Raw genomic sequence first — 19,559 nt, forward strand, 5'->3', positions numbered from 1 at the left:
ATTATTTAATTTTTGAGAATACGAACCGTTTTGGTTCCTTTATCGGTTGTTATTTTTGCTAAGTATATTCCACTGTTTAGGTATGACATATCCATTTCGAAGGAAGTACTGTTGGGCTGGTAGCTCATCAGTTTTTGCCCTAGGATACCATAAATGGAAATGGACTGAATGGGATCATTCGCCTGAACGTTCCATGCCGTATCTATAGGGTTTGGAAAGGCCTGAATGTTGGATAGGTTGTTTTCATTCAATCCCAATATTTCGCAATCTATGGAAACATCGCTGGCACCTCCTGTATTTACTACATAGATATAGTAGGCCTGTCCTGCGGTTACCGGAATACTTGAGGAAGTGGCAGGGGCACATTGATTATCTACCCAATCTACCAATACAAGATCACTTACTGAGGCACTTTCGTTAGGAGCCGTAAAGAAATTCACAAAACTCGCTCCAGAAGGTGAAGCCAAAGTTGCAGAGATGAACCCATCATTTTCGGGCGTAATGTTATACCAAACCCCGTTGGCACCATCTATTGTACATCCCTGGGGATTATCGCCTTCCTGGGTAGCAAATTGTAAGGCTACGTTGGTATCTGTGTATGGGCATCCCAATTCGTCCACATCGATCGAATCTCCGATCTCGTCGTTTAATGGCGGGATGAAATCGCAGGTCATTGTTAACTCAAAATTACCTGTATCACCAGAGAATCCATGGACCAGGACATAGAAGGTCGAAGCTCCGTCACTCAAGAAGTTTACGCTCGATTGGAAATCGGTACAATCTCCATCATCATCATTTCCAACCACACAGGTTAATGGTGGCGCACCACAATCACCAGTGTACACCGAGATTTTTGTATCATAATCTGTATTCACACTACAGGTAGATATAGTGATGTCTGCCGGGAATCCTGAAGTATCGTTAAATACGTACCACACTCCTGGGGCACTTGTTGTTGTATCACAATCGGGAGCTGCTGCAGTATCGTCTGTGGCATCCAACGTAGTTCCCATGATCATATCGCCACAGTTGATCTCGATGGCATTCTCGCATAGGTCATTAGACGGAGGCAGTATTACAGGTATTTGTTCCAGATTATCCCAATAATAGATTTGGGCATTCGGATCGACCACATTGAAATTCATGAAAACAGTCACCGAGTCGAAGGTAAGATCACCTTCGTCGCTAAAATCGAAAAAAAGCTCTTCCCAGGCATTGGTTTGTGTCATGATCGCTTCTCGTTCTACATTCACACCGGTTACGGCATTTTCCAGTTTAAGTAATACCGGCATATCTGCTAAGGGAGACCAGACATCCATAAGGAAGCCTTTGTCTACACTTATATCCACAGTGGTAACAGGAATATTAACCCCGGCAAATGCTGCATTTGCAGGCACTGTGTTTTCCGCCACATTAGCAGAGGTGTTCACACCTGAAGCATCCGGGTTTGCAATAACTTGGGTGGCAGAACCATTAAAGTCGTTCAATGGAGGCTGGTTTCCTTCAAAATCGATGGGAAGGGTAGCCGGAAAATTGAATTGCTCAAGATTGTCCCAATAGTAGACCTGTGTGGAAGGATCTACCATGTTGAAATTCATAAACACGGTAATGGAGTTAAAAGTTAATGCTCCTTCCGTGCTGAAATCGAACGTAAGCTCTTCCCAGGCATTGGAGGTTGTCATAATCACCTCACGCTCCACATTCACCCCAGTGGTAGAGTTTTCCAGTTTCAATAATATAGGGGTATTGGCCAATGGAGACCATACATCCATACGGAATCCCTTGTCTGTTGTAATATCCACATCTGTAGTTACGCCAATGTTCACACCCGCAAAGGCGGCATTGGCCGGAACCGTGTTTTCGGCCACATTGGGAGAAGGATTCACTCCTGACGCATCTGGGTTAGGGATTACCTGAGTGAAAGATCCGTTGAAATCGTTAAAAACGGGTGGGGTGCTTTCGAAATCGAAAGGTAATTGCACCACGGTGGCACCGATATCGAATTGTTCTAGGTTATCCCAAAAATACACCTGTGTATTGGGGTCTACCATATTGAAATTCATAAATACCGTTACCGAATCGAAAGTCAAGGCACCTTCCGTGCTAAAATCGAAGGTAAGCTCTTCCCAAGCACCTACTGCAGAGGTATTTGCCTGTCGTTCTACATTCACTCCAGTTACGGAGTTTTCAAGTTTTAAAAGGACCGGGGTATTGGCCAATGGGGACCACACATCCATGATGAACCCTTTCTGTATTGAAATATCTACGGCAACAGGAATATTTACACCTGCAAAGGCTGCATTTCCAGGAACGGTATTTTCTGCTACGTTGGCCGAGGTATTTACACCTGTGGCATCGGGATTAGCTATGGCTTGGGTTACAGATCCGTTAAAGTCGTTAAATGTTAGGGTCTGGCCACCTTCAAAAGTAAAGGGAAGCGAAGCCGGAGGTGTTCCCAAATTGAATTGTTCCAGATTATCCCAATAGTAGACCTGTGTAGTTGGGTCTACCACATTGAAGTTCATGAAAACGGTTACGGAATCAAAGGTTAATGCCCCTTCAGACCCAAAATCAAATGAGAGTTCTTCCCAAGCGCCCACTGCCGTGGTATTTGCTTGTCGTTCTACATTTACTCCAGTCACGGAGTTTTCAAGTTTTAAAAGAACCGGGGTATTGGCCAATGGGGACCACACATCCATTATGAATCCTTTGTCCGTAATTATATCGTATTCTACAGGAATATTTACACCTGCAAATGCCGCATTACCGGGAACGGTGTTCTCGGCCACATTGGCACTAGGGTTTACCCCTGTAGGGTCTGGATTTCCAATTACCTGGGTAAATGATCCATTGAAGTCATTGAATGTGACAGATTGCCCTTCAAAATTAAAGGGAAGGGAGGGAGGCAATATGAATTGTTCTAGGTTATCCCAGAAATATACTTGTGTATTAGGGTCTATAACATTGAAATTCATGAAGACCGTAATTGAATCGAAGGTTAGTGCCCCTTCAGACCCAAAATCAAATGAGAGTTCTTCCCAAGCACCCACGGCGGTAGTATTTGCTTGTCGTTCCACATTCACTCCTGTCACCGAGTTCTCGAGCTTTAAGAGGACGGGTGTATTGGCCAAAGGCGACCACACATCCATGATAAATCCTTTGGCGGTTGAAATATCGAGTGAGAAAGGAATGTTAACCCCCGCGAAAGCCGCATTGCCGGGAACCGTATTTTCCGCCACGTTGGCCGAAGTATTGGTGCCAGAGGCATCTGGGTTCGCAATTACTTGGGTTGCTGAACCATTAAAATCGTTAAACGTTGGGGCTGCACCTTCAAAATCGAATATCACCTGGGAATACCCTAGGGATGTTATTAGGAGTGCAATTAGGATGGTAATTTTTTTCATAACAGAGTTTCTAAATATGAATTGCGTATAACTAGTTCTTAAGAAGTTTTAATGTGGATTTGCGGGACGATTGAAAAGTAACTTCAACAAAATAAATCCCTGTTTTTAATTGGGTCAAATCTACATTTGCGGACGAATCATTAAGCGTAATTGCTTTTATGCGTTGCCCGGATATATTATACAAAGTGAGAGTATTTATTACCTCATTGGACTTTATATGCCAAGAATCATTGACGGGATTGGGAGCAGATGAAATCGAGCTCTCTTCTAAGTCATTGCTGCCTAAAATGGAATCGGAAAATGTAATACTATCGAAGTAGATCACATTATCGGAAGAGCGATTGTTGAAATCGGGAAAAACAATAATCTGATCTATCCCATTGGAAGAAGGTTCCCCAATAACAGGGGTAAAGTCGAAAGCCAATTCTTCCCAAGTATTGATTAAGGTGTTAGCAACCTTGATTTCTCCTGTGGAAGCTCCTTCTGGTGTGGCGAATTTGATGCCGACATCACTTATAACAGATTTCCACACCTTAATTTTTACAATGGCATTTTCACTGGATAATGAAAAGGTTCCGATGTCCGATCCGTGCATGGATTCTACGCCAGCAAAGGGCTGTCCCGCTTGCAATGCCGTAAACTTAGCAACGGTTGCAGAGGTGTTAATACCTGTTGGGTCTGGATTTGCGATGATTTCCAGTGGAGGATTTGTATCATTTTCGAATACCGTCCATGTCCATAACCCACCATTGCCAGAGTCTTCAAAATCGATAGGATTTATTTGTGCAAACCCTAGGGGTGCAATTAATAAAAGCAGTATGCAAGCGTATTTTTTCATCATTGCGTTTTTAGGGTTTGTAAATTTTTATATAATCGATCACGAATTCTTGTGGAAATATGGAGTCGTCTACTTCGGGGCCACCAAAATTCCCTCCAATGGCCATATTCATTAACATATAGAAGGGCTTGTCATAGGGCCACGTTTCGTCATTTTTTTCTTGGGGCGAAAAGTGATATACGTGTGCATCGTCTATGTAGAAGTCGATGGCTTCTACGGTCCAATTTATTTTATAGGTATGAAAGCCAACTTCTACTCCCGGAAGCTCTGTTTTCTGGGAGTTAATGGTGTTGCCAAAACTTGCAGGGGTATGCAATGAGGTATAAATAACCCCAGGTTCACGACCTACATATTCCATGATATCTATCTCACCACATTTTGGCCAATTATTGGTGTCAATATCATTGCCCAGCATCCATATAGCTGGCCAGAGGCCATGACCTTGGGGCAGTTGAGCTCTTACTTCAACAGTACCATATTGAAATTCCAGTTTGTCCTTGGTGGTAATCCTACTGGAGTTATAGATGGAATCTTGATAGGTGGCAGAAATTTTAAGGAAGCCATTTTCCAAACGAAGATTCTTTTTGTTGTACACTTGTCTTTCGTTATTCCCCCAGCCGCATAGGTTAGGACAACCATCACCGAGCTCGTAATTCCAAATTTCCTCGTTGAGTGAATTTCCTTCAAATTGATCTTCGAACAATAATTCCGGTTGTGAGTTGCAGGAAACAAGCACTGCTAATAGTGATATGTGGAAAAGGAGTTTCATCTACTTTAGTTCAAAGGATTTTTTGTATTCGGTTGCTGAGGTTCCACCCACAAATACTTCGAAGTCGCCTGGTTCCACAAGGTATTTTCCTTGATTGTTATAGAAACCCAGTTCCTTCTGGGTAAGTGGAAATGATATCTTTTTGGTTTCACCCGGCGCAAGGTTCACAAGTTCGAATCCTTTCAATTCCTTCACAGGCCTAGTTACAGAAGCATATAAATCCCTAATGTAGAGTTGTACTACTTCCTTTCCTTCCATCTTTCCTGTGTTGCTCACTTCTACGCTAACCGTTACAGTCCCGTTGGCGGCATATTGGTTATCGACAGTGAGGTTATTGTATTTGAAAGTGGTATAGCTTAATCCGTGCCCGAATGGATACAGGGCCGTATTTTTTTCATCTGTATAATGGGACCAAAACACCAAGTTGGGAGCTGGAATTACCGGACGCCCCGTGTTTTTATGGTTGTAATATAAAGGCACCTGACCTAAACTTCTGGGAAATGACATTGGGAGTTTGCCACTGGGGTTATAATCCCCGTGCAGCACCTGAGCGATGGCATGACCACTTTGGCTTCCCAAGTGCCATGCTTCCACTATGGCAGGAATATTCTCGTCGGCCCATGTTAATTCGAGTGGACGGCCGTTGTTTAATACCAATATTATATTTGGATTTACCTTATGAATTTCTTTCAACAGGTCTAATTGAACCCCAGGCAGATCTATGTGGGCACGACTCCTGCCTTCCCCACTCATGAAACCTAGTTCGCCCAGTACCATAATTACTTTATCGGCACTTTTGGCTGCTGCTATGGCTTCAGGGAAACCACTTTTGTCATCTTCATTTATTACCACCTCCATGATGAAACTTGTAGGTCCTTTAGCAATGTCTGCACCCTTTGCATAGACTAGCTCATTGCCCTTATATTCTTGCATTCCTTCTAAGACAGAGACAGCAGTATTATCATCTGCGGCAATACGCCAGCTTCCAAGAGGACTGTTTTTGTCGGCTGCTAAGGGTCCAATCAAAGCAATTTTTTCTTCCGATTTTTTTAGGGGAAGCAGATTGCCCTCGTTTTTGAGAAGTACGATGGATTTCTTGGCTACATCGAGAACGGCATCATGGTTTTCCTTGGAATTGATTTCTTTTTTCTCGCGTTCGGTATCGCAATATTTAAAAGGATCATCAAATAACCCAAGTTCGTATTTTACACGCAACACCCTTCTAGCGGCATCATCTATCAATGCTTCATCTACCTTGTTCGCCCTTACCAATTTGGCTAATTCCTCTACATAAAGTGAAGACTCCATGTCCATGTCTGAACCAGCCAAAACAGCTAATTCTGCCGCATGATTTCCATCCTTCGCATATCCATGGGCGATCATCTCGCCAATTGATCCCCAATCGGAAACCACAAAACCCTGAAAGTCCCATTGGCCTTTTAAAATGTCCCTTTGAAGAAATTTATCACCTGTAGCTGGAATGCCGTTTAAATCGTTGAAAGAGTTCATAAATGTCCTTACCCCGGCTTCTTTAGCCGCCATAAATGGTGGAAAAACAGTGTTGTATAATGTAGAGGTTCCAATATCTGAAGTATTGTAATCACGTCCAGCTTCTGCAAACCCATAAGCAGCAAAATGTTTCGCACAGGCAATGATGGTTTTTTCGGAGGAAAGATCATCTCCTTGAAATCCTTTTACTCTAGCTGCAGCAATTTTGGATCCTAAATAGGGGTCCTCTCCAGCACCTTCCATAACACGTCCCCATCGTGCATCGCGGGAAACATCGACCATAGGAGCAAAAGTCCAATGTATGCCTGAAGCGGCGGCCTCCCTTGCAGCTACTTGAGCAGAAGCTTCCATCGCCTCCAAATCCCAACTTGCTGCTTCACCCAAAGGTATCGGGGCCATGGTTTTGTAACCGTGAATGACATCGAACCCAATAATGAGTGGGATACCCAAGCGGGTTTCTTCCACCGCAATTTTTTGAACCGCCCTAACCTGTTCCACACCACGAACATTTAACATGGATCCTACATATCCTTTTCGCAGGTGATCATATTTCTTGGCAGCATCGCCTCCTTCTGGTGCGGGGCCCGTGACATTCCAGAACCCATTGTATTGGTTCATTTGTCCAATTTTCTCCTCAAGAGTCATTATAGCTAGTAGGGAGTCTACCTTCCTTTCTATAACACTAGGGTCTGGTTTTGTTTCTGAGAGGGTCTCAGAAGATTGGTTTCTTTCCCCCGGGGAGAGAAAAAGAAAAGCGATTAAAATACTGGCAAAGATTTTCATAGTGTTGGCTTATTGATATACTCTTACATAATCTATTTCCATGGTAGATTCTACAAATGCAGGATCTATACTTCCACCAAAAGTTCCTCCCATGGCTACATTTAGAATAAGGAAGAAGTCTCCATTAAAGGGAAGGTTTCCATTGTTTAATACAGTGTGATAGGGAACATCATCTACGGAAATTACAATCTCATTTTCGTCCCATTGTACCGAATAGTTATGGAATTCGGTCGAGGCATTGGGAACGTCGATTTCATCCCCGTTAGCATTACCGCCGGACATACCGGGGTAATGGAGTGTCCCATATACCACGTCTTGATCATTTCCGATATGCTCGGCAATATCGATCTCACCGCAGTTGGGCCATCCTATGATATCGAAGTTGGCTCCTAACATCCAAATGGCCGGCCATGTTCCTGCACCAGTTGGGAATTTTGCTCGGACTTCTACTTTCCCGTAGGTAAATTCGAATAAGTTTTCAGATTTTATACGGGAAGACGTATAGCTACTTCCCTGAAAATCCTCAGTCTTGGCAGTAATCTTCAGAACACCATCTTCCACAATAATATTATCTGCTCTGTCGGTGTAATACTGAGATTCGCCATTACCCCAACCGCCATTTCCGGTACCTATATCGTAGGTCCAGTTTTCGGAACAGGGAGCCCCATCATCGTTAAATTCATCGGCCCAAACAAGAACATCCATATTTCCGCTTCCAGTATCACCTGTAAGACCTGAGTCACATTCTGGTTCTTGGGTTCCGTCATCTGGCACAAAAGTATGGTACCAGGCAAGCTGGGATCCAGGTGGGTCGAAAGGGTCTTGAAGCCCACGAATGGTCAATACATTTTCAGTAAGTTCAACTATTTCGTATGAAGTTGCACCGGACCAATACGACATGGTGCTATTGTTCACGGTTAGGGTAGAGGTTCCATTCTCCTCTACGATCACAAACTCCGTTTCTGTTGCCAGTTGGTTATTGATATCCCTACATTCATCAACAAATTCCCCGGGACTGGCGTCTGGGAAAAAGCGTTTTACTTCTGCCCAATTAATGAAGGTAGAACCTGCCGTTTCAAGTTGAAACGAGTAATTACCTTGTCCGTCATGCTGAAAAATAAGGGTGTCATCGTATAAGCAAGGATCTAACTGATTGGGTGAGGCACTAAAGAAATTTGGAAAGTCCACTGCTGGATCGCCCACACCAAAATGCCCGGCATTGGATGCATCCCATACCCAGCGCTTTCCAACATTGGCATCACCGGCTATATTCTGAAGCGTTACGGCTTCAATCTCCAAAATCACATCCAGGTCTATCACAACTGCTTGTGTACTGGATGCTCCCCCGGTACCAAAGGCTACTACTACAATTTCTTGAGAGTATTGTCCGGATTGTGTATAGCGATAAGAAGCTTGTTGTCCTTGAGAAATCACTACAGGATCACTTTCGGCAACAAAAAACACATGATACAAGGTGGCTCCTTCCGAATCTGGGGTCACCGTTACATTCCCTGATTGGTCATCGGCTATGGCTACATTCACCGTAAGGTTGGATGGTGTGACAATGGCACCAAACTCCGTATCATCTTCTTGGCATGCCACAACTAGGCAAATAAGGGATAAAATTCCAAGGGTTTTTATAATCTTCTTCATATCGCAAGTGCTTTTAATTTGCTAATTCTATTTCATCGAAATAATAGGTAGAGCCATCTCCAGCTGTTCCGAAGTCAAAGAATATGACGATTCGGGTATAATCTGCTGCGGGTGCTCCACTAAAATCATAACTCAATTGTTCCCATGCATTGGCAACAGAGTTTACAATATCTACTTCATGGGTAATGCTGGCATCGGCATTTTCCAATTTCAGTTTTATGGTGATTCCCGATGTAGGTGAATGGGTCATCACATTTATCTTACTAAAGTTGTTCAAGTCCAATGGGGAAGAAACCTCGAAGAAAGTTCCTGCCCATACTTCGGAGCCAGCCGTTTTTACTTGGCTAGCACTCATGGACGAACTATTTATCCCAGATGGGTCTGGATTGGCAACCACTTGGGCATCTTCAATATTTCCGAAAGTGGTAAATGTGGGTGCGGTTCCTTCGAAATCCTCTACAGGGCCTGAGGGCAAGGTAGAAACCAATGCGCCTTCGCCCACTTCCATTTCGTCGAAATAATATTCGGATCCATCGCCTTCAGTTCCGAAGTCGTAGAATACGACCACCCGATTGTACTGTGCATCTGGGGCATCGGCAAAATTGAATACCAGTTCTTCCCATGAATTGGCGACAGTAGTGTTTACATCGACCTCATGAGTGATACTTGCATCGGCATTTTCCAATTTCAGTTTTATCACTTTTCCAGCAAATGGCGAATACGATTTAAACCTCATTTTCTTTACGGACGCAAATTCTATGTGGGCATCGGTGAGCTCAAAGAAGGTTCCGCCCCAAACCTGGGATCCTATGTTCTTGGTGAGTCGGGCACTATTGGCAGTTTCATTAACACCACCCATTTGAGGATTGGCAGTGACAACCGTTTCCCCAATATCCCCGAAGTCTGTAAATACGGGAGGGGTTCCTTCAAAGTTTTCAAAAAGATCGAATGCCTCGGTTGCTACCGTTGTCAATGCAATATTGTCGAAATAGAAAGTAGTGTCTGCTCCAGGGTTTCCAAAATCGTAGAAGATTACAATTCTTGAATATTCCTGGGATAGGTCTATGGCGGAGAAGTCAAAGAATAAGGTTTCCCATGCCCCTACTGCCGATGTTACGGCATCTATTTCAGCAGAGATATTGGAATCTTCTGCGTTTTCTATTTTCAATTTTACAGTAAGACCCGCAGCTGGCGACCATGAATCCATTCTAAAGGAAGTATCGCTGCTAAAATCTATTGGATCTCCAAGATTAAGAATGGTACCGGCAAAAACCTCTGCACCTGCTTCCTTGAAGAATTGCCCAACGTTAGCACTGGCATTGATGCCTGATGGATCTGGGTTTGTAATCACAGAACCAAATCCACCTCCAAAATCGGTAAATAGATAGTCCACGGTCTCAGATTCGAAATCTATAGGCAAAGCAATAGGATCATCGATGAGCACTGTTTCAGTAGATTGAATGGTTTGGCTACCTCCACTTAATGCGGTTACAGTCACTTCGTATTCACCCACATCTGCGTAGGTGTGCGTAAGTGTTTCTCCAATCATCATGGGTGATGGAATCTCTCCATCTACATCACCAAATAGCACTTCGAAACCTACCGCCAAATCTGCGGTGGCCGATACTGTAATAGAAAAATTATCCCCAGCTACTCGATTTAGGGTAATCTCAAGATTTTCTGGAGGTAAAAATGATATTTCTACAGGCTGAACAAACTCAGCCGTTTCTCCATTGATGTTTTGAGCGGTTAGTCTAGCTTCGTAAGAACCTTCTGCGTAGATATGGTCTATACTGCTACCCGGAGATACTTCTGCTGTTTCGGATCCGTCACCAAAATCTATGGTGAAAAGTGAAGAGGATTCCCCACTCGGGGTTAAGGTAGCAAGCCCAGAGTTGTCTTGCGTTAATTGTATTTGTAAGGACAAATTAGAGGGAACCGCAGTCTCAGCGGTTAGGCCCAAGTCATCATCGTTTGCACATCCTGCGAAAAGAAGGATCATACAAACTATACCAATGAAATGTGTTACTTTCTTCATGCTTTTTTCTTTAGTACCCTGGATTTTGCTCCCAACGATTTCCTGTTAATTCAATTTCAATTTGTGGTATTGGGAAAAGCTCATGCTTACCTGTCATGAAACCATCTATATCACCACCTGCACGTCCTGTTCTTACCAAATCGAAGAAATGATGGCCTTCGCCCATGAGCTCCCATCTTCTTTCTTGGTAAATGGCCTGAGTTAGGTCATTCCCTCCCACAGAAAGGTCACCCAATCCAGCTCTTTGGCGTACTTGATTTACATAATTAAGGGCTATGGCATCGTTTCCTGCTCCCCTATTATGTGCTTCTGCCGCCATTAGCAATACGTCGGCGAAGCGAATAGCTCGATAATTATTGGGATTGGTAAGGTTTTGGTCACCAATATTGGTGTCTCCTTGTCTCGGGATGTATTTTCTGTTAAAGTATCCGGTGTGTTCGAAGCCTTCCGTCCATGTAACTCCAGCTCCGTTGTTGTAGTCTTGATTAGCTTCAGCGAAGGCTTCAATGTTTAGGATGGCAATGTCCCTTCTTAAGTCATTTTCATCGTAACTTTCGTAAGCCTCCTGAGTAGGTACGTTAAAACTGAATCCGGATTCAAATAACGGCCCATTGAAGTTTCTCGGCCCATTAAAACCAACCGCCACGTTTCCTTCGCTACATTGAAGACAATCGAACCCGGCGCCTTCTTCATCCGTGTATTGTACTTCGAATACGGATTCCGTTGTATTTTCATTGTCGTTTTCGAATAGTGTGGAAACATCGGAAATGAGGCTATGCGGACCTTCGTTAATGAGTTGATCCAAGGTGTTGGCCGCATCCTGAAATTTATCTTGGTATAGATATGCTTTACCCAGTAACGCGAGTGCCGCACCTTTGGTAATCCGTCCCGTTTGTGCTTGTGTATATGGAAGGTTATTAGAGGCATAGATAAGGTCTGCCTCAATCTGTGCATACACCTCGGCTCTTGGCGTCCTGTCCAATTGCGTTTGCAGTGCAAAATCAATACGTTGGTCTACTACCATAGGCACATCCCCGAACCACTTTGTTAATTCGAAATAGTAATAGGCCCGTAAGAATCTAGTCTGAGCCAATACATTGTTTTTATTTGGAAAATCCGTTTTATCCTGAAATTCCATAATGTAATTGGCCCTATTAACCCCGGCGTACATCCAGCTCCAGATGTCCCTTAATTGTTGGTTTACGGGAGTGTGTATCATGTCATCAATTTGCTGAATACCGACCACATCGGTTGCATTTTCCCCTCCCGCAAGTGTATTGTTGGAGGCAATTTCACCAACCATCACATTGAGATAGGAAGATTGCAGCATGTCATAGGCCCCGATAAGTGCGTTTTGATAGTCTGCTTCAGAATTGAAGAAGTTTTCTGAGTTCTGATCCTGTGATTCTACATCAACAAAATCGTCACTGCATGCAAAAACAGTGAGAAGAACGAATGTATAAAAGATTTTTAATTTCATGACGACATCTTATATTTTCAGGTTAACCCCAAGTAAATAGGTTCTTGGAGTAGGATACAGTCCTTGATCGAAACCACCACCAATAGGTGCGCCCGTTGAAACGGTAGGATCGTATCCTCTATATTTTGTTAGCGTGAAGGCATTGCTTACCGACACGTAGAATCGTAGTTTGTCTATTCCCAATCTCTTTAGCGCTTCCTCACTAACCGAATACCCCAATTGCATGTTTTGGGCTCGGACGAACGAACCATCTTCTACATAGAAATCGGAAAAGATTAAATTAGAGGTAGCTCCCGTAGTTACCCTAGGGAAGGAATCTGAAGTTCCTTGTCCCGTCCAGCGGTTCAAGTAATTAGTAGTGCGGTTGGTTCGCGGATGGTTTCTCTCATAATTCCTAACAATTTCGTTACCCAGTGTGGCAAAGAAATAGGATTGAAAATCGAAGTTTTTATATTCGAAAGAAAGGTTGAGACCCATAGTAACATCTGGAATGGGATCCCCGATATTGGTTCTGTCATCTTCATTAATGGCCCCATCGCCATTCTTATCCACAAAACGAATATCCCCAGGTTGTGCTTCCGCCCCCAAGGCAATTTGGGAAGGATGGTTGTTCACTTCTTCGGTATTCTGAAAAATTCCATCGGTTTCGAAGCCGTGATAATAACCCAATGGGAAACCTTCTTCCATACGCGCAGGGAATTCCTGACCGATACCAAAAGCACCCCCAGGTTCAAATCCAATTCCATTGTTTACGCTTAGCACTTCATTTTCTAGCCAAGTGGCGTTGTAGTTTACACTGAATGAGAAATTATCTGAAAATTTTCCTTTATAACCGATGGCCATTTCCAATCCGGTATTTCTTACGGTTCCTGCGTTGGCCAATGGATTTCCAGATCCAGGTGCAGTAGACCCCGTGGTACCCGATGTTTGAACAACAAGAAGCAAGTCTTTTGTCTCGCGGTTGAAGTAGTCCACTTCGAGGCTTAATTTATTCTGAAGAAATCGTGCATCCAGCCCTATATCCAATGTTTGTTGCTCTTCCCACTTAATTTCTGGGTTGGAGATCACTCCTATAGCCGTTCCGAATTCCCTTTCTTCATCGAACACATATACACCTTCTCCATTGAGTAGGGAGGCGAATCCAAATGCAGGGATTCTGTCATTACCAATGATTCCATATGAACCACGCAGTTTTAGGAAATTGAACGTATTGCTATCTTCCATGAAGCCTTCGTCCGATATAATCCACCCAGCTGAAAAGGATGGGAAAACACCAAACTTATTATCTGGACCAAAGGCAGTGGAGCCATCACGACGCACAACAGCAGAGAACAGGTATTTTCCTTTGTAATCATATTGTAGACGCCCAAAATAGGATAGAAGGCGGGAATCGAATACGCGGTTACTTCGGTTTATGAAGTTGTCTTCGACTGTTTCGGCATCGTTAATGCTTAATTGTGCAAAACTTAGATTGGGTAAATCAATCCCAGTAAAACTGTAAGTGTCCCCGGTGGTTTTGAATACCGATGTCCCTACCGTAAGATTTACATTATGGTCATCGTCAAAGTTGTTTTGGTAAGATACAAACGCATCAAAAGTATAGTCCCTAAAGAACTCGGTATTTTCAACCAAAACACTTATTTCACGATCAAAAACCTTATCAGAGACCCCTTGAACCCCAAAATCGGCTACTGGGAAATAGAATCGCCCGCGTACTTCGGAGTAATTCCACTGATAATTCACTTCAGCGGTGAAATTGTTCAGGAATTGGTAATTAAGACCGAATACACCACTAATCTTGTCCACTTTGGTACTGTTAAAGGTGTTTTCTATTTGAGCTAAAGGGTTAATAACTTCAATGGGAAGGTTTTCCGCCCTAGTAAAACCGTTTTCGGTTCGTGGCAATAGGGTAGGATCCATATTTACAGCGTTGTACAATACAGAGCCAATGGCATTTTCCTGTAGAGTCTTCCGCTTGATCCCGGTATATAATAGACTGGATTTAAATTTTAGGTTATCCAGTAAATCAGTATTATAATTTAGCCTGGCAGTATATCTTGTGAAATTGGCTTTATCACCTCCAACAATACCGTCTTGAGTTAAAAGGGAAGCCCCACCAGAATAGGTAGACTTTTCGGTTCCTCCTCTAATGGTCACGCTATTGTTAATAATTGGGGCTTTTGAAAAGACTTCCTTTTGCCAATCGGTTCCACGGCCCAGACCATTTATGTTATTGAAGACAATAGGTTCTCCATTGGCCGCAAAAGCTTCATTGGCCAGTAAGGCATATTCGGTTGCATTTAATGCCGGAAGACTTCGAGTTGTTTCCTGAATTCCTCCATAGACATCATATTCCAAGGTTAAGGGAGACTGCTTCCTCCCGGTCTTGGTAGTAATTAGAACTACTCCATTGGCAGCCCGAACTCCATAAATACCCGCTGTGGCATCCTTTAATACATTTATGGTCTCGATATCCCCTGGGTTAATAACACTCAAGTCTTCAATTACGTTTCCATCGACCAAAATAAGGGGCCTGTTATCCCCATTGGTAGAAATACCCCGAATTCTAATATCCAAGGCACTACCAGGTGAACCGGATTGCGATGTAATCTGAACCCCAGCTACCTGACCTTGTAGGGCTTGCTCTATCCTAGCGGGTTGTAATTCTTCGATTGTTTCGGCAGAAATTACGGCTACAGCTCCAGTAATCTCCTTTTTTCGTTTAGCTCCGTACCCAATAACCACGATTTCTTCTAAAGAAGCAATATCTTCCTCTAAATAGGTGGTAATGGCATTGGTAGACGAAATTTTTACTTCTTGGGTTATAAACCCGAGATAGGAGATAACGAGCACATCGCCCTGGGAGACATCGGAAATGGTATAGTTTCCGTCAAAATCTGTGGTTACACCGTTATTGGTTCCCTTTTGCACCACAGAGGCACTTAAAAGGGGTTCGTTTGTTCCCTTCTGGAGAACGGTTCCACTCACACTAATTGTCTGTCCGAAAGAGACGGATGAGACAATGAAGGCACATAAAAAAAAGAAGCAATTCTTCATAAGCTGATTAATTGCTGAAATATACCTTGTTACGTTATGATGAGGTTAATTTTATGTTATACAAAAATTATACAAGCCAATAAAATGATGTATTATTTGACGATATGCTCTTAAAACACCCCTAAAAATGGGGATTTACCAAAAAATCAACCAAATTATTGTTTAATTGATAATGCGAAAAATTAATCAAAAAGAGAAGAATGTTGTAGTGATGTTGTGTTTTTTGATACGAATGATGTGGCCTTTAGAGACCAATAAAATAGTCGTTAAGGTTGGTTTCCCTGTCCAAGCCTAACTTTTTGCGCAATCTGTAACGTTTTATCTCTACACTTCTAGGGGAAATGTTGAGTAATGGAGCAATTTCTTTCGAAGAAAGATTAAGGCGGAGATATACACATAACCTTAGGTCATTTGGAGTTAAATCTGGATGTAATTCTTTCAATTTTTTGAAGAAATCCTTGTCGGCATGATTGAAGGCTTCTTCGAAGAACTTCCAATCTTCCTTTGTATTAATACTGTCATCAATCAATTTTATAACGGAACTGTTTTGTGCAAGATCGTGCTCCTTGGAAAGCTGACTCTTAATTTGGTTTAACAATGTATTCTTCCTAATCATATTCATGGTAGAAATGGCAAGTTCCCTGTTTCTTGATTCGATGTCCTGATTCAGTTTTTCATTTTTTAACTGTATAATTTCCTTTTGGGCAGCCAGTTCTTTAAGTTCTAACTCATTGGTCGTTTTTTCCAAAATACGCTCCCGTTGCTTTCTGTAATATCTTTTGTACAGACTGTTAATTAGCAGAACTACCAAAAACCCAAAGAAAGAGTAAACCGCAATGGCGCCATAAGATAAGTGCCAAGGCCGTTTAATAGTGAAACTATAGGAGGCAATATTTCTAGAATTGGTATTATTTGTTTTGGCTCGAACCTTAAATGTGTAATCTCCATGTTCTAAGTTTCTGAAAGAGGCTTGGCTATCGAACGTCCAGTTGCTCCATGAGTCATAGCTTCCTTCGAGCATATATTGGTACTCCGTAATTAGGTATTTTTGGTATTCGGGAACACGGTAGTGAAATGAAATATTCTTCCGCGTTGAAGCAAGCACTTGATTCCCTGAAATAGGAAGAAGGGTGGTTTCTCCGGAGAAGGGAGAGCTTTGTACCCTATGAATGGAAATATCCAATTCTGTTAGGGGGTTCTTGTATGGATCTAGGATAAGGTATCCACTGGAGGTGCCAAAAAGATACTGGTCATCATTAAATAGTACGATATTTTCGTATCCCTCCATCTCATTGCGGATTTCCTGTGGGATAGAGATCTTTTCAATGCGATAGGATTTTCCCAATTTCTCCTGAGTAACAAACCATAAATAGTTTTTAGAGAAAGCCCAAAGTTTGTCTCCAGTGGTCACGAGCTTTCCTGAGATAAACTCATCTTGGGTATATATAGAACTCAAGGACTCATTTTTTATAAACTCTTCGGAAGTGGGATGATAAGAAAAAATACCATTTCTACTCGAATGGTAAATGGTATCCATAAATTTAACGATACTGGAATTGGCCCCTTTTTTTGGGTTATCCAATTTGGAGTATTGAGTTACTTTTCGAAAATCTGGATTTAGGGTTAACTCATATACACCTTTGTACTCATGGTTTACAAACACCTTATTATTAGAGGCAAATTCGAATTGTCTCGCAGAAATGTTAAAACCTTCCAACTTTGAGCCATAGGACCATTGGGAGTCACTTTTTTGTAGGGTATGAAACCCTTCATAATTTCCTTGAAGCAAAAGGTCCGTTCGACCCGGGACTTTTTTAATGTCCCATGTTCCTGGCACATTTGAAATTAATTGGGCTTGATTCCCCTCCACTACAAATGTTCCTGAATTGTGACAAGCAAAGAGCGTATCATCAATTACTACAAGTGACCATACCTGTCCTTCGGTACCTTCTATGCGTACAAACTCACTAGAACTCATTAAGGGCTTATAAAATAGACCTTGGTTCGTGCCTAGGTACAAGGCTCCTTGATGGAGTGCAGAACCATACGTGGTACCCAATCTGCCTTTTGGGTCCGTATAATTTTGAAATGGAGCATCCATATTTACGCAGTTCAAACCGTTGTCCAAACCTACCCATATATTGTGATCCTTATCTTCAAAAACACTGAGAGCTGTGTTATTACTTAAACTATTGCCTTGGGTAAGATTATAAAGTAATTCACCTTTAGTAGAAAGAATGAAGATTCCATTGGCAATACTTCCCAGCACAAGGTTCCCATTTTCCATTTGAAGGGAATTGTATATGGTCTGTGATGAAAGAACGTCATCCGATGGGGTATCCCAAGGGAGAAGCTGGTCATCTATTAGTTTGAAGAATCCCTTGTTTTCGGAGATAAAAACAGGCGACTCCTCCAATTGGAACAACCCTATTAGTCGGTTGTTCTTTGCCGATTCGGATTCATTGACAAGAACCCCCCTTCCATTTTCCATGCGATAGAGCCCTTCGCCCATCACCTGAAAAAAGATATCGTCTTTATAGGGGTACATTTTGGTCAGGACCGAGTTTGCATTGATGCTCTCAATCGAATTGGTTTCCGTGTCTAGAATTAGAATCCTGTTTAAAGATTGGAAAAGCACCCATTTATGATGCTCCAGGATATTCCAGAAATGTTCATCATCTATAATATCAACGTTCAATTCTTCACTAAGGGAATGGTAGTTCAAGGTTCCCAATTCATTCCGCGACCAATACCCAAAATTCATATATGCGCCAGAATATATCTTCTCCCCAATTACCTTAACACATCGAATTATACTTTCATTTGGGGAAGGATACAGATTCCAAGAAGTACCGTTATACTCAAGTAGGCCTTTTGTGTTGGCCACAAAAATACTTCCGGAGTTGTCCTGGGAAATCATCCAATTTTGATTGTCAGCGCCGTACACTTCAGGTGGAAATTGGATCACAGGAGGTAACTCTTGCGCATTAATGATCACCGAAAACAGTGACAGAAAAGTGTAAATGAAATACTTTGACAACCTCTTAAGGGAATAAAATTATTCTTACAATTTACTGGATTTTTTGCAAAAAGCATATAAAGCCAGGGCCTAGGGATTCTTTGTGATTAAAAAACACATCGTTTTCATTCCACTTGGCTTTTACAAGGTAATGGTCTCCCTTAAAATAGCTTTGCTCTACCATTACTTTAATAGGAGAGTCACTATTTGTGATGCCCAATTGATGTGGAAGTAGGATTTGTTTTTCCTTAGAAAAGATTCCCGGAGGAATTGCCGTGACCTCTCCGAAGAAACGACCCACAAAAGTAGAGGGAAGGGCATTGTAGATTGTTTTGGGAGCACCGTAGGCTGCGGTTTTCCCATCTTGAAGTATAAGTAATATATCGGAGAAAGCCAATGCTTCCTCGCTATCATGAGTGGCCGTAATACAGCTAATATTTTTCTCCTTCAAGTAATGGAACAGGGTTCTTCTTAGCTTATTTTTTCTGAAAGTATCGATGTTGCTGAAGGGTTCATCCAACAATAGTAATTCGGGTTCCTTTGCCAAGGCTTTGGCCAAAGCTACACGCTGTTTCATCCCCCCGCTTAGGTCTTTTACCATACGATCTTTATGTGCTTTCAGGTCTACCACTTCCAACAACTCCGCTACCCTTTGCTCATCTTTTGCTGTATCCAAACGGCTAAGGTGCGTAGCAATGTTCTCCGCTACCGTAATGAAAGGCATCACATTAAACTCTTGTTCCACCAATTTCATAAATGGCTCCCCTGGAATGAGATTGTGTCTTGGTCCTAACAGTGGTTTGGAATCCCACGAAAGAGAACCATGTTCTAGATGAAGTAATCCGTAAATAATATGAAGCAATGTCGATTTTCCACATCCGCTTTCTCCAAGAACCGCCATATGCTCACCTTTCTTCAATGAAAATGTGACGTCTCCAAGGATTTGGATTTCATCGTATGCAAAAGAGGAGATATGTACGTGCAGCATATGTTATTGCAAAAGAACAAA

At 42.4% G+C, this 19,559-nt stretch carries 10 protein-coding genes; all 10 read right to left on the reverse strand.

Features of this window, described 5'->3' with window-relative positions:
* Positions 1-5: 5 nt before the first annotated feature.
* The 10 genes from AC6JAD_RS06525 to AC6JAD_RS06570 all read right to left on the reverse strand — a co-directional run bounded on the left by AC6JAD_RS06525 (position 6) and on the right by AC6JAD_RS06570 (position 19,538).
* Positions 6-3,404 carry a T9SS type A sorting domain-containing protein gene (locus AC6JAD_RS06525; RefSeq protein WP_461304485.1) on the reverse strand — a complete coding sequence of 1,133 codons (3,399 nt, stop codon included), beginning with the start codon at positions 3,402-3,404 and terminating at the stop codon, positions 6-8.
* Positions 3,405-3,435: 31 nt separating this feature from the next.
* Positions 3,436-4,245: a T9SS type A sorting domain-containing protein gene (locus AC6JAD_RS06530; RefSeq protein WP_461304486.1), complete on the reverse strand. Its 810-nt coding sequence runs from the start codon at positions 4,243-4,245 to the stop codon at positions 3,436-3,438.
* A gap of 7 nt (positions 4,246-4,252) precedes the next feature.
* Positions 4,253-5,011 carry a glycoside hydrolase family 16 protein gene (locus AC6JAD_RS06535; RefSeq protein WP_461304487.1) on the reverse strand — a complete coding sequence of 253 codons (759 nt, stop codon included), beginning with the start codon at positions 5,009-5,011 and terminating at the stop codon, positions 4,253-4,255.
* Entirely contained in the window at positions 5,012-7,303 is a 2,292-nt protein-coding gene (gene bglX / locus AC6JAD_RS06540; protein WP_461304488.1) for a beta-glucosidase BglX, read from the reverse strand.
* 9 nt (positions 7,304-7,312) lie between these two features.
* Entirely contained in the window at positions 7,313-8,956 is a 1,644-nt protein-coding gene (locus AC6JAD_RS06545) for a glycoside hydrolase family 16 protein (protein ID WP_461304489.1), read from the reverse strand.
* A gap of 13 nt (positions 8,957-8,969) precedes the next feature.
* Positions 8,970-10,994, reverse strand: a complete 2,025-nt coding sequence (locus tag AC6JAD_RS06550; protein ID WP_461304490.1) for a PKD domain-containing protein — start codon at positions 10,992-10,994, stop codon at positions 8,970-8,972.
* A 10-nt stretch (positions 10,995-11,004) separates the two neighbouring features.
* Positions 11,005-12,474, reverse strand: a complete 1,470-nt coding sequence (locus AC6JAD_RS06555; protein ID WP_461304491.1) for a RagB/SusD family nutrient uptake outer membrane protein — start codon at positions 12,472-12,474, stop codon at positions 11,005-11,007.
* Positions 12,475-12,483: 9 nt separating this feature from the next.
* Positions 12,484-15,531, reverse strand: a complete 3,048-nt coding sequence (locus AC6JAD_RS06560; RefSeq protein ID WP_461304492.1) for a SusC/RagA family TonB-linked outer membrane protein — start codon at positions 15,529-15,531, stop codon at positions 12,484-12,486.
* 244 nt (positions 15,532-15,775) lie between these two features.
* The gene (locus AC6JAD_RS06565; protein ID WP_461304493.1) at positions 15,776-18,571 is read right to left on the reverse strand and encodes a triple tyrosine motif-containing protein; all 2,796 of its coding nucleotides are present in this window, start codon (positions 18,569-18,571) and stop codon (positions 15,776-15,778) included.
* Between the two features lie 31 nt (positions 18,572-18,602).
* Positions 18,603-19,538 (reverse strand): ABC transporter ATP-binding protein, encoded by a 936-nt coding sequence (locus AC6JAD_RS06570; RefSeq protein ID WP_461304494.1) that lies wholly within the window; start codon positions 19,536-19,538, stop codon positions 18,603-18,605.
* Positions 19,539-19,559: the final 21 nt, after the last annotated feature.

The organism is Aureisphaera sp. (genome assembly GCF_059726885.1).

Bases quoted from the DNA above. Each gene is read 5' to 3' on its own strand.
- AC6JAD_RS06530 (WP_461304486.1), bottom strand. From the start codon at position 4,245: ATGATGAAAAAATACGCTTGCATACTGCTTTTATTAATTGCACCCCTA.
- AC6JAD_RS06570 (WP_461304494.1), bottom strand. From the start codon at position 19,538: ATGCTGCACGTACATATCTCCTCTTTTGCATACGATGAAATCCAAATC.
- AC6JAD_RS06555 (WP_461304491.1), bottom strand. From the start codon at position 12,474: ATGAAATTAAAAATCTTTTATACATTCGTTCTTCTCACTGTTTTTGCA.
- AC6JAD_RS06525 (WP_461304485.1), bottom strand. From the start codon at position 3,404: ATGAAAAAAATTACCATCCTAATTGCACTCCTAATAACATCCCTAGGG.
- AC6JAD_RS06545 (WP_461304489.1), bottom strand. From the start codon at position 8,956: ATGAAGAAGATTATAAAAACCCTTGGAATTTTATCCCTTATTTGCCTA.
- AC6JAD_RS06560 (WP_461304492.1), bottom strand. From the start codon at position 15,531: ATGAAGAATTGCTTCTTTTTTTTATGTGCCTTCATTGTCTCATCCGTC.
- bglX (WP_461304488.1), bottom strand. From the start codon at position 7,303: ATGAAAATCTTTGCCAGTATTTTAATCGCTTTTCTTTTTCTCTCCCCG.
- AC6JAD_RS06550 (WP_461304490.1), bottom strand. From the start codon at position 10,994: ATGAAGAAAGTAACACATTTCATTGGTATAGTTTGTATGATCCTTCTT.
- AC6JAD_RS06535 (WP_461304487.1), bottom strand. From the start codon at position 5,011: ATGAAACTCCTTTTCCACATATCACTATTAGCAGTGCTTGTTTCCTGC.